The organism is Microlunatus sp. GCM10028923 (genome assembly GCF_042666975.1).
Classification (GTDB): Bacteria; Actinomycetota; Actinomycetes; order Propionibacteriales; family Propionibacteriaceae; genus Microlunatus.
Genome location: NZ_JBHTFF010000014.1, coordinates 230,412 through 249,746, shown reverse-complemented (window position 1 = coordinate 249,746; position 19,335 = coordinate 230,412). Strand labels below are relative to the sequence as shown.

The 19,335-nt window shown below is 70.8% G+C and carries 14 protein-coding genes and 1 tRNA gene; 6 read left to right on the top strand and 9 right to left on the bottom strand.

Annotation, left to right across the window (positions count from 1 at the left end; all coding sequences use genetic code 11):
* Nucleotides 1–906 precede the first annotated feature (906 nt).
* Nucleotides 907–2,112, top strand: coding sequence for an amidohydrolase (locus tag ACFQU4_RS29185; protein WP_377498886.1), 1,206 nt, complete (start codon nucleotides 907–909; stop codon nucleotides 2,110–2,112).
* On the top strand, nucleotides 2,109–3,389 hold the full coding sequence (locus tag ACFQU4_RS29180; RefSeq protein WP_377498884.1) for an MFS transporter: 1,281 nt from the start codon (nucleotides 2,109–2,111) through the stop codon (nucleotides 3,387–3,389). Before ACFQU4_RS29185 ends, ACFQU4_RS29180 begins: the two co-directional genes overlap by 4 nt.
* Here the strand turns inward: ACFQU4_RS29180 and ACFQU4_RS29175 are convergent.
* Nucleotides 3,344–4,000: a GntR family transcriptional regulator gene (locus tag ACFQU4_RS29175; protein ID WP_377498882.1), complete on the bottom strand. Its 657-nt coding sequence runs from the start codon at nucleotides 3,998–4,000 to the stop codon at nucleotides 3,344–3,346. The two genes, ACFQU4_RS29180 and ACFQU4_RS29175, sit on opposite strands and share 46 nt — an antisense overlap.
* 73 nt (nucleotides 4,001–4,073) lie before the next feature.
* Between ACFQU4_RS29175 and ACFQU4_RS29170 the strand changes: the two genes are divergently transcribed.
* Entirely contained in the window at nucleotides 4,074–4,892 is an 819-nt protein-coding gene (locus ACFQU4_RS29170; RefSeq protein ID WP_377498880.1) for an ankyrin repeat domain-containing protein, read from the top strand.
* Here the strand turns inward: ACFQU4_RS29170 and ACFQU4_RS29165 are convergent, their stop codons facing one another.
* Nucleotides 4,893–5,345 (bottom strand): MarR family winged helix-turn-helix transcriptional regulator, encoded by a 453-nt coding sequence (locus ACFQU4_RS29165; protein WP_377498878.1) that lies wholly within the window; start codon nucleotides 5,343–5,345, stop codon nucleotides 4,893–4,895.
* A gap of 62 nt (nucleotides 5,346–5,407) precedes the next feature.
* On the opposite strand from ACFQU4_RS29165, the gene ACFQU4_RS29160 reads away from it, so the two are divergent.
* Both ACFQU4_RS29160 and ACFQU4_RS29155 read left to right on the top strand, forming a co-directional pair.
* The gene (locus ACFQU4_RS29160) at nucleotides 5,408–6,610 is read left to right on the top strand and encodes a hypothetical protein (RefSeq protein WP_377498876.1); all 1,203 of its coding nucleotides are present in this window, start codon (nucleotides 5,408–5,410) and stop codon (nucleotides 6,608–6,610) included.
* Between the two features lie 76 nt (nucleotides 6,611–6,686).
* Entirely contained in the window at nucleotides 6,687–9,209 is a 2,523-nt protein-coding gene (locus tag ACFQU4_RS29155) for a DUF4091 domain-containing protein (protein WP_377498874.1), read from the top strand.
* Nucleotides 9,210–10,368: 1,159 nt separating this feature from the next.
* Here ACFQU4_RS29155 and ACFQU4_RS29150 read toward each other — a convergent pair.
* The 6 genes from ACFQU4_RS29150 to ACFQU4_RS29125 form a co-directional block, all read right to left on the bottom strand.
* Complete coding sequence (locus tag ACFQU4_RS29150; protein ID WP_377498872.1) at nucleotides 10,369–10,719, bottom strand: hypothetical protein; 351 nt, start codon at nucleotides 10,717–10,719, stop codon at nucleotides 10,369–10,371.
* Nucleotides 10,720–10,848: 129 nt separating this feature from the next.
* Nucleotides 10,849–10,930 (bottom strand) — tRNA-OTHER (locus ACFQU4_RS29145).
* A 33-nt stretch (nucleotides 10,931–10,963) separates the two neighbouring features.
* The gene (locus ACFQU4_RS29140) at nucleotides 10,964–13,471 is read right to left on the bottom strand and encodes a 5-oxoprolinase/urea amidolyase family protein (RefSeq protein WP_377498870.1); all 2,508 of its coding nucleotides are present in this window, start codon (nucleotides 13,469–13,471) and stop codon (nucleotides 10,964–10,966) included.
* Complete coding sequence (locus ACFQU4_RS29135) at nucleotides 13,471–14,118, bottom strand: allophanate hydrolase subunit 1 (protein ID WP_377498868.1); 648 nt, start codon at nucleotides 14,116–14,118, stop codon at nucleotides 13,471–13,473. Before ACFQU4_RS29135 ends, ACFQU4_RS29140 begins: the two co-directional genes overlap by 1 nt.
* An 11-nt stretch (nucleotides 14,119–14,129) precedes the next feature.
* Nucleotides 14,130–14,903 carry a LamB/YcsF family protein gene (locus ACFQU4_RS29130; protein WP_377498866.1) on the bottom strand — a complete coding sequence of 258 codons (774 nt, stop codon included), beginning with the start codon at nucleotides 14,901–14,903 and terminating at the stop codon, nucleotides 14,130–14,132.
* Nucleotides 14,900–16,225 carry an MFS transporter gene (locus ACFQU4_RS29125; protein ID WP_377498864.1) on the bottom strand — a complete coding sequence of 442 codons (1,326 nt, stop codon included), beginning with the start codon at nucleotides 16,223–16,225 and terminating at the stop codon, nucleotides 14,900–14,902. Before ACFQU4_RS29125 ends, ACFQU4_RS29130 begins: the two co-directional genes overlap by 4 nt.
* 144 nt (nucleotides 16,226–16,369) lie before the next feature.
* Between ACFQU4_RS29125 and ACFQU4_RS29120 the strand changes: the two genes are divergently transcribed.
* Nucleotides 16,370–17,050: a GntR family transcriptional regulator gene (locus ACFQU4_RS29120; protein ID WP_377498892.1), complete on the top strand. Its 681-nt coding sequence runs from the start codon at nucleotides 16,370–16,372 to the stop codon at nucleotides 17,048–17,050.
* Between the two features lie 11 nt (nucleotides 17,051–17,061).
* Here the strand turns inward: ACFQU4_RS29120 and ACFQU4_RS29115 are convergent, their stop codons facing one another.
* Entirely contained in the window at nucleotides 17,062–19,317 is a 2,256-nt protein-coding gene (locus ACFQU4_RS29115; protein ID WP_377498862.1) for a family 43 glycosylhydrolase, read from the bottom strand.
* Nucleotides 19,318–19,335: the final 18 nt, after the last annotated feature.

The following is a 19,335-nucleotide window of genomic DNA, read 5'->3' as shown; positions in this document are numbered from 1 at the left end:
ACCGACCACCAAGTCCTCGAAGCCGAACGACTCCTCAACACCCGACCCCGCAAGATCTTGGACTTCGCCACCCCAGCTGAGAAGCTTGATCAACTACTCACCGTTGCGACGAACACTTGAAACCGCCGCTTCCAGCCGTCGAGTTCCAGCATTTTGACGACAGCATCGCCACCGCGCCCGCACCGGTTCAGCCCGCGCCGCGAGTCCCGTCGGGAGGCAGCACCTGACCTTCGTCCTGGCGCGGTGTGACAGGCACGCCTCGGCCTAAGGGCCATCACCCGGAATCCTTACCGTTCGGAGGATCCGGGTCGGACTTCGGAATCTGGGCCGGCTGCACTGGATGGCGAGGGAGGCCCTCTCGTGGCCGAGAAGATCCTGGCCTGCGCCCGACTGGCCGTGCAGACGCTTCGCAATCCGCTCGCCAGCCCGCGCTCGGCGTCCCGTCCAGTCCCAGCCCGGATCAGCGTGCTGCGTCGGATCCCCCCGATGCCGGCCAGCAGGTCGCCGAGTGGACTGCTTGACCTCGATCTCGGCGGATCTGCCGGTCAAAGCGTCCACTCGACGAACCGGGCGCCCTGCTCGGCGGGGTGACCTCGACGCGGAGTCGGTCGGCTGAAGTCGATCATGGACGGGGTCGGCAACGTGCTGACCTTCCTGGTCGAACGGGTCCCGCTCGACCTCTTCGCCGGGCATTCCAGCTCGGCGACGATCGTTCCCAGGGATCACCCTCGGCAGCGGCACGGTTCGCGCCGCGTTCGTGGCGATCACCGGCGCGGTCGGCGCTACAGAGTCGGGCATGAAGCCCCCTCCTGCAGGGACCGTCACCGCTTCCGCTGTACGGCCGCCCGGCCGAGAGCATCAGCCAGCGCGTCACCACCTCATCCCATTTGGTATACCATCTGGACCATGGTGCGTCGGACAGTGATCAATGTGCGGCCCTGGGGTCGCGAGGCAGTCGATCTGGTGATCGAGGACGACCGGATCGCGGAGGTCCGGCCGACCGGTGGCCCGGCGGACGCCGGCGGTGGCGAGGTAAACGACGGCGAGGTGATCGACGGCCGTGGCCTGGTCGCGCTGCCCGGGTTCGTCAACGCCCATGCCCACGTGGACAAGAGCTGGTGGGGGATGCCGTGGGTGTCCGCGGGCGGCGAAGGCGGGACGCAGGGCCGGATCGCCCACGAACGCGCCGAGCGCGACCGCTACGGCATTCCGAGCGCCGACGCCGCGACCGCCGTGCTCGGCGAGTTCCTCCGGCACGGCACCACGGCGACCCGGACCCACGTCGACGTGGACCTCGGGGTCGGCCTGGCCGGCATCGACGTGGTCCGCGAGGCCGTGGCCCGGCACCAGGGCGCGATCCAGGCGGAGATCGTGGCGTTCCCGCAGGACGGCGTGATTCGCCGGCCGGGCGTACTGGACCTGCTGGACCGGGCCGCGGCGGCGGGCGCGACGGCGATCGGCGGGCTCGATCCGGCCGGCATCGACCGCGACCCGGTGGCCCAGCTCGACGGCCTGTTCGCGATCGCGGAGCGGCGCGGGGTCGGCCTGGACATCCACCTGCACGACGGCGGCGAGCTCGGTGCCTTCCAGTACGAGTTGATCATCGACCGCACCCTCCGCACGGGTTTGCAGGGCCGGGTCACGGTCTCGCACGGGTTCGCCCTCGGCGAGCTGGCGGTCGACCGCCGGCTCGGCCTGGTCGAGCGGCTGGCCGAGGCCGGGATCTCCTGGGCCACGGTCGCGCCGCCACGGTCGGCACCGCTGCCCTGGCGGGAGATGATCGAGCACGGCGTCGGCATCGGTCTCGGCACCGACGGGATCCGTGATCTGTGGTCGCCGTTCGGCGACGGCGATCTGCTCCGGGTCGCGCTGGGTTTCGCCCGGCTGCACGGGCTGCGTACGGATCAGGAGTTGATCACCGCGGTCGAGCTGGCCGGCAGCCGGGCCGCCGGTTTCGTCGGGCGTACCGTTCATGATCTTGTCGCCGGCGCCCGGGCCGACGTGGTCCTGGTCGACGCCGAGAACGTGCCGGATGCCCTGGTCCGCGCGCCCGCCCGGGAGTTGGTGATCGCCGGCGGCCGGGTCGTCGCGCGGTCCGGTCGCCTGGCGTGAGCCAGGTCCGGACCAGGCCGGGACTCGGCTCGGCGCTCGCCTCGCTGCGCGACAATCCGCAGTTCCGGCTGCTCTGGTGGTCGAACCTGTTCTTCTTCGGCGGCGCCTGGAGCCAGACTCTGGTGCTCGGCTGGATCGCCTACGACCTGACCGGGTCGGAGTTCCTGGTCGCGGTGTTCACCGCGGTCCGGCTGGCACCGCTGCTGCTCGGGCCGCTGACCGGAGCGCTGGCCGACCGGTACCACCGGGTCGGGATGTTGATCATCGCCAGCGGCTGGGCGTTCCTCGCCGTCGCCGTGGTCGCCCTGCTCGCCTCGGTCGACCTGCTGTCGTACGGGGCGATCGTGATCGGCGGGCTGGCGGTCGGCCTGGCCCAGTCCCCCTCCCAGCCAGCGAGGGCCGCGCTCGTGCTGGAGCTGGTCGGCCGGGAGAACCTGAGCAACGCCAACGCCCTCAACGCCCTGGCCATGAACGTCACCCAGGTGATCGGGCCGGCGCTCGGCGGGGCCATGATCGCCATCCTCGGGGCGCCGACGACGCTGTGGATCTCCACCCTCTGGTACGCGGCGTCGCTGCTCCTGCTGCTCCCCCTGCGCCGGTACGGACGCGCCGTCACCCGCGCCACCGAACGGATGCTGCCGTTGATGATCAACGGCATCCGGCAGATCGGCCGGAACCGGCTCGCCCTGGCCGTGCTCGGCGTGACGCTGGCCGCGAACATCCTGATCTGGCCGATCTACCAGTCCTTCATGCCGGTGTTCGCCCGGGACCAGCTCGGCCTGGACGCGGCCGGACTGGGCATCCTGCTCACCTGCGGCGGCATCGGCGGACTGGTCGGTTCCATGATCATCGCCGGGCTGGGCGACTTCCGGCACAAGGGCGCACTGTTCGTGTTCGGCACCGCCGCCTGGGGCGCCATGTGGGCGCTCTTCGCCGGGTCCGGCCAGGTCGCCGTCTCGTACGTCCTGATGGCGGGGATCGGCGTGTTCAGCGCCGCGTTCGGGGTGATGCAGACGACCCTGTTGTTGATCACCACCGACGAGGTCCTGCACGGCCGGGCACTCGGCCTGCAGGAGCTGGCGATCGGGATCATGCCGGTGGCAGCGCTCGCCCTCGGCGCCATCGCCCAGGTCGTCGGCGTCGGCCCGACCACCCTCTGCAGCAGCTTGCTGTTGATCATCATCCTCGCGGTCCTCGCCTTGGCCGAACCGCGGCTGATCAAGATCGGCCGTCAGGAGGACGAGGGGTCCGCCGATCGTCCTGCCCGGCTCAGATAGCGACTGGTCTCCAGGTGCTGCCGGACCAGTTCGCCCACTCCGTCGGCGTCGCGATTGGCGACCGCAAGATAGAGCCGCTCGTGCTCGGCGGCGACCAGGTCGAGATCGTCGTGCTGGGTCAGCAGCCAGCGCATCCGGCTGCGCAGGTTCTGCCCGAGCTCGATCAACAACTCGTTGCCGGAGAGGTCGGTGACCACCTCGTGGAAGTCGGCCGCGGCCCGGCGGGCCCGGACCGCGTCGCCGGCCCGGGCGGCCTCGAGCTCGGCCTCCAGCACCTGCTGCAGCCGGCGCAGGCCGGCCCGGTCGTGCCGCTGTGCGGCCAGCCGGAAGGTCAGTTCCTCGAACGCGGACCGCACCTCGCTGAGGTCGGCGATGTCGGCCGGCGTGAACTCACGGACCACCGCCCAGGTCCGCGGGCGCTGCACCACCAGGCCCTCGGCGACCAGCGCCCGCAGCGCGTCCCGGACCGGGATCCGGCTGACGCCGAGCTCGGTGGCGAGGTCGCGCTCGACCAGCTTGCTGCCCGGCTGCCGTACCCCGTCGATGATGTCGTCGCGGAGCTGGCGGGTGACCCGCGCCGACTCCGGCTCGAAGCCTCCCTCGTTCGCCATCCGGCCATTCTTCACCAGGTACCCCTTGAATGGTTTGGTATACCAAAAGGAGGATACTTTCTCAGGAGGAACGATGACCGACCGCGACACGATGATCCGCAGGATCCGCGCCGGAGCCGTGGCCGCCGGACTCGCCGCCGCGATCTCGGTCGCGGCGGCCTGCTCGGCCGCACCGCCCCGGCCCGCTGCCGTACCGACAACCCAGGAGGGCACCACGATGCCGACCGAACCCACGCCGACGCCCGCGCCGTCAACGCCGGCCCCGAAGCCGACCCCCACACCGAAGCCGACGGTCAGCCGCGAGACCGCGACGAGGTCCCTGCTCCGCGCCGTGCGCGAGAACGACACCGCCGCGGCCGAGCGGGCCATCGGCGACGGCGCCGACCTGGAGGCCCGCTCGGACGGCGGCCGGACCCCGCTGGTGGCGGCCACCAAGGCGAACCGGGTCGAGCTGGCGCGGCTGCTGCTCGAGGCCGGCGCTGACCCGGACGCGAAGGACGACATCCAGGACTCGGCCTTCCTCTACGCCGGAGCGGAGGGCCTGAACGAGATCCTCGAGTTGATCTTGGAACACGACCCGGACGTGAAGAGCACCAACCGGTACGGCGGCACCGCACTGATCCCGGCCAGCGAACACGGCCACGTCGAGACCGTACGACTGCTGATCGCGGCCGGCGTCCCGGTCAACCATGTGAACAAGCTCAACTGGACCGCGCTGCACGAGGCCATCGTGCTCGGCAACGGCTCCGATGATCATGTCCAGGTGGTCCGGCTGCTGCTGGCCGCCGGCGCGGACCCGTCGATCCCGGACGGCGACGGCGTGCTGCCGCGCCGGCTGGCCGAGGACCGTGGTTTCACCAAGATCGTCGAGGCGATCGACGACGCTTCATGATCAGCGCGGATCACCGTGGGGGAGCGCGTCGGCGAGCAGCGCCCGCAGCCGGTCCCAGTGCTCGGCGCCGAGCCGTTCCCGCCAGCGATCTTCGACCGCACTGATCACCTGGGTACCGGCCTCGACCGCCCGCCGCCCCTTGGCGGTGGGGCGCAGGATCCGTACCCGACGATCGGTCGGATCGCTCACGGACTCGAGGAATCCGTCGGCCTCCAGGACGTTCGCGAACTCCCCCAGCGCCTGCTTGGTCATCCCGACCCGGACCGCCAGGTCGGTCAGCCGCATCCCGTCCACCGGAGTCAGGCTGAGCAGGCGCAGCTGCGACGTCCGCAGTCGCCGGTACGGGTGCCGGAGCACCTTCGCCTCCTGTTGGAAGTCGGACCGCAGCGCGTCCAGGAGGCCACCGAGCAAAGCAAAGATGTGATCTGGCTGAACCTGCTTGACCAAGGTCATAAGGGAACCTTACTATCAGCGAGTCAGTAAGGTTTCCTGACGAAGTTCGGGGGAGGAGCGCCATGCGTGGCGCGCGAGTGGGGGGCCAACTCGGTGGCGGCCCGGCGTTTCTACTGGACGAACTCCTGCAGACGGTCGATCTGGGAACGACGGTCCGCGAGTTGGTACGGGAAGCGTTCGGAGCCGAGGCCGCCGCCGGGAGCACCTTGGAAGCGGTCCCCTACGCCTCCGGCTCGCCCGCGACCGGAGCGCTCTACCGGCTCCGCGGGACCACCACCGACGGCCGGCCCTGGTCCCTGTTCTGCAAGGTGTTGCAACACGTCCGGCACTGGCCGACCCTGGCTTTCCTACCGCCCGAGATCGCCGCCGACATGGCGGCCTGGTTCCCCTGGCGGTCCGAGCTCGAGCTCTGGGATCCGATGATCATGACCAGCTTCCCGCCCGGCCTGCGACCGCCGCGCCTGCACCGGCTGGTCGAGCTGCCGGACGACCGGGTCGCCGTCTGGCAGGAGGACATCGCGATCTCCGCCGAGCCGTTCGGACTTGATCACTACCGTCGGGCGGCCTACCTGCTGGGCCGTTGGAACGCCCGGTGCGGTACTCCGGAAATCCTTGCCACCAACGATTCCCCGGCCAACCAGGCGCTCCGGCAGTACGCCACGGCTGCGCTCCCGATGCGCGGCCTGGAACCGCTCACCGACGACGAGCTCTGGTCCCATCCGTGGCTTCGTGATCATGGTGAGCTGCGGCGCGACCTGCGCCGGCTCGCGCCGCGGATCCCGGAATTCCTGGACCGCCTCGACACGATGCCGCTGTGCCTGCCGCACGGCGACGCCAGCCCGCAGAACCTGCTGATCCCCCGGGACGAGCCGGACACCATCGTGGTGATCGACCTCAGCTTCCGGGCGCCGCATGCGCTCGGCTTCGATCTGGGCCAGCTGCTGGTCGGACTGGTGCACGCCGGCGAGGTCCCGGCGAGTCGGCTGCCGGCGATCGCGGACACGATCCTGCCCGGCTATCTGCGCGGACTCCGCGCCGAGGGCGCGAACCCGCCGATCGCGGCCGTCGCCTGGACGTTCGCGATCGCCACCCTGCTGCGCAGCGGCTTCGACTCCTTCCTGTACGGACTGCTGGACGACCCGTCCGACGGGGCCCGGCACACCTTCGACGAGCGCGTCCGGCTCTGCCGGTTCCTGGCCGACCGGGCCGTCGGCACCCTCGCCGAGGCGAACATCCTCGGCCGGACACCCGTGTTTCATCGTTAAAATTGGGTCTTCCGGTCGGCCGAAAAATCTCATACGGTTGCGACATAATCCATCCCTTGATGTCGAGGATGTGGTCATGGTGCGTAACCACGGACTTCGCCGAACGACCCCCGTACTGCTGGGGCTGGCCCTGATCGCGACCCTGCTGGTCGCCGTCTCGGGACCCGCGCGGGCTGCCGGGCCGGGCGTCTGGCAGGACTACGAGACAGACGAAGCGGTCGCGGCGACGACCGTCAGCGTGCCGGGCCACGACGCCGCCACCCGGGTGCCGTACGGGAGCCACGGCGAGAGCGGCCTCGAATTCACGGTCGCGCCGACCGGAACTCCGGGATCGACCGCCAGTTCCGCCGTGACGCTCAACGCGGGCACCGCGGCGATGCCGGACAACGACTGGTCCGGGCACGACTGGCTGGCCTGGGACTTCTGGATGCCGACCGACTACACGACCAACGGGCGGATCACGATCCGGGACACCCACAACGTCGCCTGGGGCGTGAACTACGCGATCCGGGGCCGCGGCTGGACCGCCGTGCACATCAAGCTGGCCGATGTGGCGAGGGCCGGCGTCGACGTCAGTTCAATCAAGTACCTCGGGATCTCGATCCCCCGCCGGGCCGAGCCGGTGAAGGGCTACTACGACGCGCTGCGGCTGGTCGACGGGACTCCGGACGACAGCCCGTTCGGCAATCGGGTGGTGCAGAACCTGGTCAGGCAGGTCGACTTCGGCTCGATCCTGGACGGTGTCGACGCCGACCTGGCCGAGGCCGCGACGCTGCTCGGCGACGAGGCCTCGCCCTCGTACGCGGACATGAAGGCCCAGATCGACGGACTGGCCGCCGACGCCGCCGCCATCCGTGACGGGCTCAGCTCGATCACCACGGTCGAGCAGTACAACACCATGATCAAGACGCTGGCCACGCTGGTCGCGGCACCGGAACGGCTGACCCAGATCCTGACCCTGCGGCAGGGCCAGCCGAAGGGCCACTTCGGCCTGGACACGGCGGACTCGATGAGCCTGGTCTACCCCAAGGACAAGACCTGGCCGGGCACCGGCACCGCTCCGACCCTCGAACTGGCCCGCGGCGAGGCCGAGCACGTGCAGGCCGTGGTGGTGCCGTACGGCATCGACCTGAACGAGGTCCGGGTCTCGATCGACGGTGTGCGCGGACCGGACGGCAAGCCGGTGCCGGCCGACGCGCTGGCGGCGACCGTGGCGCCGATCGGATCGCTCTACACCGTGCCGAGTTCGGCGTACGGCCGGCCGACCTACACCGGCTGGACCCCGGATCCGATCCGGGCCGACCTGAGCACCGTCGACATCCCGGCCGGCGACGTGCAGCCGTACCTGGTCAGTGCCGAGGCCGCCCGCGACCTCAAGCCCGGCAGCTACAAGATCACGGTACGGGTGCGAGCCGACGGCCAGCCGGACCAGCGGCTCGCGATCGCGGTGACCGTCTGGCCGCTGACGCCGAAGGACCGGCCGGAGCTGCGCACGGCGTTCCAGTTCACGCCCTGGCTGGCCTGGGAGCTGTACGGGATGACCGACCCCGCCGAGCGCGAGGCGATGCGGCTGAAGTACTGGGATTTCCTGGCCGAGCACAAGATCCAGCCGGACCAGATCTACACGACGGCGAACAATCCGGCCGATCCCGGTCCCGGCGAGATCCGGCCGCAGCCGGCGGCCGACATCCTCAAGATCAAGGAGCGGTACGGGCTGACCCAGTTCACCGCGCTCTACCTGTGGGCCGGGCTGCTCGACCCGAGCAAGCCGGAGACCTGGGACACGCAGATCGACATCTGGATCGGCCAGCTGGAGACCGCGATGGCCGAGTACGAGAAGGCCGGCATCGCCGACAACGCCGTCGTGTACGGCTTCGACGAGTCGACCGGCCCGATGCTGCAGGCCGCGAAGCACACCTTCACCCGGATCAAGGAACGCTTCCCGAACCTGCCGATCATGACCACGCTCCGCGACGACACCTTTGGCCAGAACACCGGACTGACCGACCAGGTCGACATCTGGGTGCCCTGGATCGACGGCTACCGGCAGGATGTCGCCGAGGCCGCCCGAGCCCGCGGCGAACGGATCTGGTGGTACCACGCGATCTCCACCAACTACCCGCAGCCGAACTGGTTCAACGGCTACCCGCCGATCGACACCCGGATGCTGATGGGCGCGATGTCGCACCAGGCGAACGTGGAGGGCATCCTCTACTACGCGACCAACCGCTGGCCGAAGGCCGATCGCGGTGATCAACTTCTGGTCGACGACGGCATCCTGTCCAAGTGGAACCCGGCGACGTTCTACGGCACCGCCGGCGACGGCTCGCTCTACTACCCCGGCGCCGACGGCCCGATGTCCTCGCTGCGCTTCGAGAACGTCCGCGACGGACTCGAGGACTACAACCTGATGCAGGAACTCCGCCGCGCGATCAAGGCGCACCCGGACGCCCCGAGCGGGCTGATTGAGCGGGCCGAGAAGGCGCTCGGTGCCCGCGACGTCGTCACCGACTCCCGGCACTTCACCGAGGACCCGGTCGCCTACCGCGCCTGGCGCCACGAGGTGGCGGAGACCGCCGTCCTGCTCGGCCGGTTCTGATCATGAACGGTCCGGCCATGGCTGTCCCGATCAGGGACATCCATGGCCGGCCCGTGTCGGTGGACCGGGTCGAGGACGAGTCGGCGCCGCTGCCGCCCGCCGAGTTCTGGGGCCGGGTCGCGGCCGCGCCGGAGGACCCGGCCATCGCCCGGACCGACCTGTGGTCGATCCCCTTGCTGCGTCGCCACTTCGCCGCCCTGCCGCTCGAGTTGCCCGGCCGGGTCCGCACCTTCCACCAGGGCCTGCCTCGCCTGGATCCCTGCCTCGGCAGGGAAGTCGAGCTCGGCGATCCGCAGCTGGCCGTGGTGATCGCCGACGACGTCCGGTTCTCACCGCCGGCGCGCGCCCATCCGCGGAGCGGGGTCTACAGCCGTCGCTACTACCCGCGGCGGGTCAACGATTGGCTGCAGGACGACTTTCTGCCGGCGGCTCGGCTGAGCTCGGATCCGTACTTCGCCGAGCGGCTCGCCGAACTGCTCGGCTTCGCCCAGCACAGCCAGTACGACGGCGAGGGCCGCAACCCGTTCGTCGAGCGGCACGACCCGGCCGGCTATCGGACCTTGATCGAATCGGGACTGGCCAGGCAGTGGTCGGGTGGCTGGGACTACCTCTTCGACTGGTCCTGGCCGGACGCGTACGGCTACCGATGGCGACTGCACGAACCCGATCACCATGTCTGCAGTGATCTTGCCGCCGCGTTGGTCCGGGCCTACGAGTTGACCGGCGATCCGGACCAGCTGGCCTCGGCGACCCGGTTCGTCGAGCGCCAGCTGCCCCGCTACGGCTGGCACACCGGTCGCTGGCGGGACCGGCGCTACTTCTGGACCGAGTACGGGCCGAGCGGGCCCGGCCATCCGGACCGCGACGCGACCGTCAACATCCAGGCCCTGGTCGCCCGTGCGGTCGCGATGGCCGGCTTCCACAACGGGGACCGGCGATGGCTCGAGTACGCCCGCGGCCTGCTCTGGTACTGCGTTCGGGAGTGGGTCTGCGACGGCCGCTGGTACTACGACGGCGCCGAGAACCCGATCAAGGAGCGGGCCGCGATCAGCCACGACCTGGCCGTGCTGTTTCCCTTGCTGCACACGATTCCGTACCTGCTCCGGGCCGGCATCGACCTGTCCGAGGAGCTCGTCGTGCTCGGCGAGGCGTACGACTTCTACCGGGACAACTGGCCGGAGGAGGCGATCACCCGGGTCCGGTTCGGCCAGCTCACCGCGCTGCCCGCCGCGGGGACCGGGGACGGCCGGTGGCGGCTGACCTCGTTCTTCACGGCCAACCGGGACAGCGACCGCCTCGTCGTCCGGGAAAGTGTTCCGCCGGGACCGGAGCCAGTGAAGTTGATCATGGAACGGATGCAGCCGTGGCGGCCGACGGCCGATCGGGACCGCCCGTCGATGATCACGGTCAACCCGGAGTCGCTGCGGCGCGGAGTGGTGGTCCCGCTCCCACTGCGGCCCGGTGACCTGGTCCGGATCTCGTACGAGCTGAACGCGGATCCGGGGGCCACGGACGTCTCGGTGGAACTCGGCCCCGGGCAGACGGTCCGGACCGCGCGCCCAGGACCCGGCCACCAGTTGATGATCACCGCGGACACGTTCCTGGACACGGCTGCCGGCCTCGCGTTCCCGCCGGACTCTGGTGGAGCCGAGGGGAGTCGAACCCCTCCCCGGACGTCTCCGCATGCGGCTCTACCGTCCAGGTGAACCGTTTCCGGCCCCGTACCGAATCGAGAGTAGTGCAGCGGGCCAAGATCACGAAGTGGTTTTCAGCCGGACCAGGGGGCCGTTCTGGGCCACGGTCTCCCCCGTCTCGGCGACGATCTCGATCACGGTGCCGGCAGCCGGGGCGGTGACCGGGATCTCCATCTTCATGGCCTCCACGACGGCGATCAGGGCGCCAGCCTCGACGTACTGCCCCGGCTCGACGGCGATCTTGATCACGGTGCCCTGCATCGGCGCCAGGATCCCGCCGGACGGCTGGTCCGGTGGGGCCTCCGTGCCCTGGTAGGGCGGGATCGGGTTGTCCCAGTCGGTGTCGATCCAGCGGGTGTGCACGGTGAACTCGGCCGGGTCGTCGCCGGCGAAGGCGGGATGACGGACGATCTCCCGGTGGAACGGCAGCACGGTGGCGACGCCCTCGATCCGGAACTCGTCCAGCGCCCGGCGGGCCCGCTGCAGGGCGTGCGCCCGGTCCTCGCCGGTGACGATCAGCTTGGCGATCATGGAATCGAAGCCGCCGCCGACCTCGTTGCCCTCCGCGACGCCGGAGTCGACCCGGATCCCGGGTCCGGTCGGTTCCCGGTACGTGATCAGCCGGCCGGGTGACGGCAGGAAGTCGCGGCCGGGATCCTCACCGTTGATCCGGAACTCGATCGAGTGCCCGCGCGGCGCGGGGTCCTCGGTGATCGTCAGCCGGCCGCCGCCGGCGATCATGAACTGCTGCCGGACCAGGTCGATGCCGGTGGTCTCCTCGGTCACCGGATGCTCCACCTGCAGCCGGGTGTTCACCTCGAGGAACGAGATCACGTCGCCCTGCACCAGGAACTCCACGGTGCCCGCGCCGTAGTAGCCGGCCTCCCGGCAGATCGCCTTCGCCGCCGCCGCGATCCGGTCCCGCTGGTCGGCGGGGAGATACGGGGCCGGCGCCTCCTCGACCAGTTTCTGGAACCGGCGCTGCAACGTGCAGTCGCGGGTGCCGACGACCACGACGTTGCCGTGCCGGTCGGCCAGCACCTGGGCCTCGACGTGCCGGGCCCGGTCCAGGTACTGCTCGACGAAGCACTCGCCGCGGCCGAAGGCGGCCAGGGCCTCCCGGGTCGCGGACTCGTACCGTTCCGGGATCTCGTCCAGGGTGCGGGCGATCTTCAGGCCCCGGCCGCCGCCGCCGTACGCCGCCTTGATCGCCACCGGCAGGCCGTGCGCCCGGGCGAAGTCGATCACCTCGGCGGCGCCGGCCACCGGGTGTTCGGTCCCGGCCGCCATCGGCGCACCGGCGCGCAGGGCGAGCTTGCGGGCGGTCACCTTGTCGCCCAGGTCCCGGATGGACTGCGGCGACGGCCCGATCCAGACCAGTCCGGCATCCAGCACGGCCTGGGCGAAGTCGGCGTTCTCGGACAGGAACCCGTAGCCCGGGTGCACGGCGTAGGCGCCGGACCGGGCCGCCGCGGCGAGCAGCTTGGCGCCGGCCAGATAGGTCTCGGCCGCTGTCGTACCGCCCAGCGGGTGGGCCTCGTCGGCCAACTGGACGAACGGGGCGTCGGCGTCGCTGTCGGCGTAGACCGCGACCGTGCTCAGCCCGGCGTCCCGGGCGGCCCGGATGATCCGGACCGCGATCTCGCCGCGGTTGGCGATCAGCACCTTGGCCGGACCGGGCGGGCGGTCATTGCGGCCCGGTTGGTGGGGCCGGAAGGTGATCCGCTGGCCGGGCCGCGCCTGCGCCACGATCGGTACGTCCTCGGCGATCACCACCCCGATCACCGGGTAGCCGCCGGTGATCGGATGGTCCGCGAGGAAGATCACCGGCTCGCCGCTCGGCTGCACCTGGATCGCCCCGAGCGGCATGCCCTCGGTCGGCAGTTCGCCCGTGACCGACCGGGTGAGTACGGGCTCGTCGGCGGGCCGGGCCAGCCGAGCCCCGATCCGGTCCTGCTCGTCGGTGGCCAGCCACGATCCGGCGAACAGGTCGTCGGCGTTCCGGAACCAGTCCTGGCGGGGGCCGGGCACCACCCGGACCGTCAGCGGGCCGGGACCGATCGGGACCGGCGGCAGGTCCGCTGCGGCGGGAGCGGCCGGCTCGACAGGCACGGCGATCGGCAGGGTCTGGCCGGCGCGCAGCGGTTCGGGACCGAGTCCGGCCAGGGTGTCCCGGCTGCGTGATCCGAGGACGGGCTCGACGTCGAACCCGCCGCGGACGGCGAGATAGATCCAGCGGCCGGCCTCGGCCAGCCCGAGCCGGAGCAGCTGCCCGTCCCGCAGCTCGATCGGCCCGCTGCTCGGCGTCGGCCGGCCGTCGACGGTGACCGGCGCCCGGCCGCCCGTGACGGCGAGGACGACCTCGCCGACGGCCTCGAGCTCCAGGCCGCCGAGCACGGCCTCGATCGCCGCCGCACCGTCCTGATTGCCGACCAGCCGGTTCGCCCGGCGCAGGGACACCTCGTCGGCGGCGCCGGCCACGCCGACCCCGGACGAGAACCAGCCCGGTCGACCCAGGTCCTGCAGGGTCGCGCCGGGGCCCGTCGCCAGCACCCGTACCGACGACATCAGAGGTCCGCCTCGACGAACCGGACCCGGGTGCCCGGTGCCAGCAGGGCCGACTGCGGCCGGCCCAGGTCCCACATCGCGATGTCGGTGGTGCCGATCAGCTGCCAGCCGCCCGGCGCGCGGCGCGGGTAGACGGCGCTGTACCGGTCGGCCAGTCCGACCGACCCGGCCGGTACGGCGGTCCGCGACTGGGCTCGCCGAGGTACGGCCTGCCACGGCTGGTCGGACTCCAGGTAGCCGAAGCCCGCCGTGAAGCCGACGAACCGGCAGCGCCAGACCCGGCCGGTGTGGGCCGCGATCAGTTCCGGTACCCCGAGCCCGAGCAGCCCGGCGACCTCTTCAAGATCAACACCGTCGTACCGGACCGGAATGATCACCTCGCCGGCCTCGTCGTCCGGCACCGGCGCCCATGCCGCCAGGTCCGCCAGCAGGGCACGCAGGTCCTGGGCCACCTCGGCCTGGTCGGCGTCCGCGTCGATCGTGATCATCAACGTCTCCGCGGCCGGCAACAGGTCGGTCACCCCGGGCACGCCGGCCGAGCGGACCGTCGCCAGCATCCCGGCCAGCAGCTCGGCTCGTCCCGGCAGCAGGAGCAGGGCGCGGTCCCCCGCCCTCCTGATCTCGACCTCGTCGCCCGTACTGATCATGAAGGTTCCCGTCATCGCTGCCCGACGAACGGTGCGATCTCGACACCGGCGGCGAGCAGCGCCGCCCGGACCGCCTTGGCCATCGCCACCGCGCCCGGCGAATCGCCGTGCACACAGACCGATCGGGCGGAGACCGTGACCTCGCTGCCGTCGACCGCCCGTACCTTCTGCTCGGTGATCATCCCGAGCACCCGGCGCGCCACCTCCTCGACGTCGGTGATCAACGCGCCCGGCTCGCTCCGCGGCACCAGCGTCGCCGCCGCGGTGTACCCGCGGTCGGCGAACGCCTCGGTGATCACGGTCAGCCCGGCCTCGGCCGCCAACCGCAACCAGGCCGAACCGGGCAGGCCGAGCACCGGCAGTCCCGGGTCGTACGCCAGCACGGCCGCGACCACCGCCGCCGCCTGCTTCTCGTCGGTGACGATCCGGTTGTAGAGGGCCCCGTGCGGCTTGAGGTAGCTGACCCGGCTGCCGGCCGTACGGGCGAATGCCTCCAACGCCCCGAGCTGGTAGAGCACCTCGTTGGTCAGGGTCCCGGCCGGTACGTCGACGTCGCGGCGCCCGAATCCGGCCAGGTCGCGATAGCCCACCTGTGCCCCGATCGCCACGCCCCGTTCGGCGGCCCGATCGCAGACCCGGCGAAGGATGTCGGGATCACCCGCGTGGAAGCCGCACGCCACGTTGGCGCTGCTGACCACGTCGAGCAGGGCGTCGTCGTCACCGAGCCGCCAGATCCCGAAACCCTCGCCGAGGTCGCTGTTCAGGTCGATCCGAAGCGCGTTCATCGCAGCGTCGGCTCCTTCTCCCCGAGTTCGATCTTGGACGTCTCCGGCGCCAGCAGGACGCAGACGATCGTGATCACCAGCATCGCGACAGCGTAGACGGAGACGAACACCGAGGTGTCGAAGCGGTTCAGCAGCGCCACCGAGATGATCGGCGCCAACGCACCGCCGACCAGGCCGGCCAACTGATAGCCCATCGACGCCCCGGTGTAGCGGACGTTGGTCGGGAACATCTCGGCGATGAACGCGGCCTGCGGTCCGTACATCGCGGCCCAGCAGGTCAGCGCGACGATCGCCGCCAGCAGGATCCAACCGAACTGGGCGGTGTCCAGCAGGGCGAAGAACACCCAGACCCAGACGGCGGTGGCGATCGCTCCGACCAGATAGACCGGCCGCCGGGCGATCCGATCCGACAGGTGGCCGAAGAACGGGATGGCCACCACCTGGACCGCGGCCGCGATCAGCACCGCGTTGAGGGCGTAGTGGTTCGGCAGGTGCAGATAGGTGGTGAGGTAGGTCGTGATGAAGAGGACGAACGTGTAGAACATGACGTCCACCCCGACCCGGGCACCCAGCGCGAGCAGCACCTGCTTCGGGAAGCGCCGCAGCACCTCGAGGATCGGCGCCTCGGTCTTGCGCTCGGACGCCTCCACCGCGCGGTAGAGCGGACTCTCCGCGATCGACACCCGGATCCACAGGCCGACCACGACGAGCAGGCCGCTGAGCAGGAACGGCACCCGCCAGCCCCAGGCGTCGAACGCCGCACCCGGGACCAGGACGCTCATCAGGGACAGGACGCAGTTGGCCAGCAGCAGCCCGATCGGCACCCCGACCTGTGGCCAGCTGGCGTTGAGCCCGCGCCGTTTCGGGTCGCCCGACTCGAGCGTCATCAGGATCGCGCCGCCCCATTCGCCGCCGAGGCCGAGCCCCTGCAGGAACCGCAGCACCACCAGCGTGATCGGCGCGATCACCCCGATTGCGTCGTACGTCGGCGTCACGCCGACCAGGAACGTCGAGATGCCCATCAGGAGCAGCGTGACGACCAGCACGTTCTTCCGGCCGAGCCGGTCGCCGAAGTGGCCGAAGATCACGCCGCCGAGCGGCCGGGCGACGAAGCCCACCGCGTACGTCGAGAAGGCAAGCAGAGTGCCCACCAACGGGTCGAAACTGGGGAAGAACAGCCTGTTGAAGACCAGGGCGGCCGCAGTGCCGTAGATGAAGAAGTCGTACCACTCGAGTGACGTGCCGATCAGGCTGGCGACGACGACCTTGCGGGCGGATGACGGCGGCGGTTCCTGGGATCGCGGGAGAGCTGAGGTAGACATCCTTGACCTCCTGGAGTTCGAAACCCTCTGGAGTGGGCTGGATCACAAGACTAGTTTTTGTTGAACAATTGCACAAGAGGACAATTGGGCGATTTAGCCGTACGGTCACTAGGCTGAGCACGTCGAAGCGAGAAGGGGTGCACCATCAGCACGAAGTCGCCCGAAGTCAGCCGGCGCCGTCTGCCACGAGCCCTGAGCCGCCCCGAGCAGGCTGCCAAGGACCTGCGCGAGCAGATCATCAGCGGGGAGTTGCAGCCCGGCCAACCACTGCGCGAGGAGGAGTACGCCAAGGGGTACGAGATCTCCCGCAACACCGTTCGCGAGGCCTTCCAACTGCTGGCCCACGAGGGCTTGGTCGAGCACATCCCCTACCGCGGGGTGCACATCCGCCGCCTCGGCGCCGCCGACATCCGGGCCCTGTATCGCACCCGGCAGCTGATCGAGCCGCTCGGACTGCAGGCCGTGCTGGCCGACCCGGAGGCACAGAGCGAGCTCCGCGCGAAGGTCGACGAGGCCGTCGCCGCCGCCGAGCGGGACGACTGGCAGGAGGTCGGGACCGCCGACATCGAGTTCCACCGGATCCTGATCAAGGCCTGCAACAGCCCGCATCTGTCGGCCATGTTCGAACAGCTGCTGGCCGAGCTCCGGCTGGCGTTCCTGCAACTGTCGGACTCGCGGCAGTTGCACCGCCCCTACCTGGACCGCAACCGGGCCCTGCTGGAACGGATCGAGGCCGGCGACACGGACGACCTGGCCGCGGAACTGGCCGACTACCTCGAGACCGCCGAGCACGACGTGCTGCGGGACCTCGACCCGGAAAGTTGATCAAGAGGCGGTCAGCCGGCGGCGTACCAACGTAGGTAGTCGAAGGTGGCCGGTTGCGCGTTGTCGCCACCGTGGGCGATCAGGCCGAGCCGGGGCGCGATGCCGGCCGGCATCGGGTAGGTCAGGCCCCAGGTCCAGGTGTCGCCGTCGCGGCTGACGCCGGCCCGGTAGAGCTCCTCGCCGGTGCCGGGATCGATCCGCCGGGCCAGCGGGAGCCAGGTCGTCGGGGCCGCGGCGCCGAGATTGAGCACACTGCCGAACGTCGGGGTGGCTACCGGTACGGACTCCTTGCCGAACTCGGTCAGCGCCGTCCGGGCGTGGCCGCGGACCGCGAGCCGGAGGAAGTCGTCGTCGCCGCGGTAGATCACCAGTCCGGCCTGCGGGAACCGCGGGTCGAGTTGATCATGGAGGTCGAGGGACAGCTTCGTCTCGACGATCCAGTCGCCGGCCGGTACGTCCCGGAGCAGGACCGAGGCCGAGTTCGTGGTGCCGGTCAGGTCACCGCTCTGGACCGGGAAGGTCAGCGCCCCGTCGCCGACCGTGGCCGCTGGATCGCGGACCCAGGACCAGTCGTTCCCGAGCGGGCCGTCGAACTCCTCGGCCGCGCCGGGGAGCTCGGCGCCGGCCTTGGGCTCGGCCACCCGTTCGGTCACCGGCGCGGCCAGGTCGGCCACCGTGACGTCGTCCACGTCGACCTCACCGGATTCGGCGAGGATGCCGAGAGTCCCACCACGCAAGGCGTTCGCGAGGTCGAGTTCGGCCCGGGCCAGCGGATCGTGCAGCCCAGCCTCGGTCACCTCGGCGATCACCGTACGGCCGTCGACCCGTACGTCGAGCTCGTGCCAGCCGCCAAGATCAACAGCGGCCGGCAGCGCCGCCTCGGCCTGCTTCCCTTCGGCCTCGATGATCACGGCGTGCCGCTTCGCGTCGAGCCGTACCCGGACTCCGGGATCGTCGCCACGCGCGCCCACGACGAAGCCGGCCGCGGCATCCCCGGTGACCCGGAAAGCCGCCCGGGCCCGCGGCTCCGGCCCGAACCGCCGGCGCGCCAGCAGCAGGCCCGCGTCGGCCGGTTCGGCGTGCAGGTAGCCGCCGGCCTCCTCCCGACCCACCGTCCAGCCGGACCGGTCGGCCCAGAGCTCGGCGCTCGGCTCGGTCACCCCCTCCACGGCATCGGCGAAGGCGGCCGGGATCGGGCCCGGCGTCGGCCCCTCGCTGGCGAACTGTCCGGCCCGGACGACCGGCCAGCCGTCGATCCAGTCGAGCCGGTCGAGGTACATCGAGCGGACCAGCGGCGCCGACCGGTGCCGGTCCAGGGCGTGGTAGACCAGCCAGTCCTGCCCGGCGGCGTCGGTGGCCTGGGTGCTGTGGCCGGTGCCGGTCCAGGCGTTGCCGTTGGGCGTCAGCACCGGGGTACCGCCGGGGTACGGCGCGTCGGTGCGCGCGCCGGTCCGGTCGACGAATGGCCCGGTCGGGCTCTTCGACCGGGCGACCGAGACCGTGTAGCCACTGTTGGGCACGAGGCAGCAGTGTCCGGTGGAGAAGAAGAGCCAGTACCAGCCGTCGCGGCGGACCAGGAACGGCGCCTCGAACGCGTCCTCCCTGATCACCTGCACCGGATCACCGATCCGCTGCCGGACCTGTCGGTCGACCTCCTGGACGAACACGCCGCCGCCGAAGCCGCCGTAGTAGAGATAGCGCCGGCCGTCCGGGGCGGCGAACAGTTCGCTGTCGATGATCCCCTGCATCCGCGCCGGCTGGTCCGGGAACGGCTGCCAGGTGCCGGGCGGGATGACCGGTGCCGGATCCGCCTGCCACGGACCGGTCGGCGTCGGTGCGGAGGCGACGCCGATCGAGCGGTTCGGGTTCGGTGCGATGGCGGCGTCGATCGCGCTGAACGTGATCACGTAACGGCCGTCCAGCCAGGAGATGTCCGGGGCCCAGATCCCCGTCGTCTCCCGGAACCAGTCCGGCCGGTTGGCCTCGTTGAACACGGTGCCCGCCGGTTCCCAGGTGATCAGGTCTCGGGACCGTTGGATGGTGATCAACTTGCTGGTCGTGTAGGCGTACCAGTAGCCGTCCCGGCCCCGGATCACCGACGGATCGGCGAAACTCGCCGGGGCCGACTCCGCGACCGGGTTCTCGAAATCGGCGGCCGCCGGCGCGGCATCGGGTTGCGGCTCGGCGACGGCCACGGGCGTCGCGCCCGCGGCGATACCGATGATCAGACCCACGATGATGATCAGGACGGCAGGCGGTCGCTTCATGATCGGCTCCTTCGCCGG

Bases quoted from the DNA above. Each gene is read 5' to 3' on its own strand.
- ACFQU4_RS29185 (WP_377498886.1), top strand. From the start codon at position 907: ATGGTGCGTCGGACAGTGATCAATGTGCGGCCCTGGGGTCGCGAGGCA.
- ACFQU4_RS29175 (WP_377498882.1), bottom strand. From the start codon at position 4,000: ATGGCGAACGAGGGAGGCTTCGAGCCGGAGTCGGCGCGGGTCACCCGC.
- ACFQU4_RS29170 (WP_377498880.1), top strand. From the start codon at position 4,074: ATGACCGACCGCGACACGATGATCCGCAGGATCCGCGCCGGAGCCGTG.
- ACFQU4_RS29165 (WP_377498878.1), bottom strand. From the start codon at position 5,345: ATGACCTTGGTCAAGCAGGTTCAGCCAGATCACATCTTTGCTTTGCTC.
- ACFQU4_RS29160 (WP_377498876.1), top strand. From the start codon at position 5,408: ATGCGTGGCGCGCGAGTGGGGGGCCAACTCGGTGGCGGCCCGGCGTTT.
- ACFQU4_RS29155 (WP_377498874.1), top strand. From the start codon at position 6,687: ATGGTGCGTAACCACGGACTTCGCCGAACGACCCCCGTACTGCTGGGG.
- ACFQU4_RS29140 (WP_377498870.1), bottom strand. From the start codon at position 13,471: ATGTCGTCGGTACGGGTGCTGGCGACGGGCCCCGGCGCGACCCTGCAG.
- ACFQU4_RS29135 (WP_377498868.1), bottom strand. From the start codon at position 14,118: ATGATCAGTACGGGCGACGAGGTCGAGATCAGGAGGGCGGGGGACCGC.
- ACFQU4_RS29130 (WP_377498866.1), bottom strand. From the start codon at position 14,903: ATGAACGCGCTTCGGATCGACCTGAACAGCGACCTCGGCGAGGGTTTC.
- ACFQU4_RS29125 (WP_377498864.1), bottom strand. From the start codon at position 16,225: ATGTCTACCTCAGCTCTCCCGCGATCCCAGGAACCGCCGCCGTCATCC.
- ACFQU4_RS29115 (WP_377498862.1), bottom strand. From the start codon at position 19,317: ATGAAGCGACCGCCTGCCGTCCTGATCATCATCGTGGGTCTGATCATC.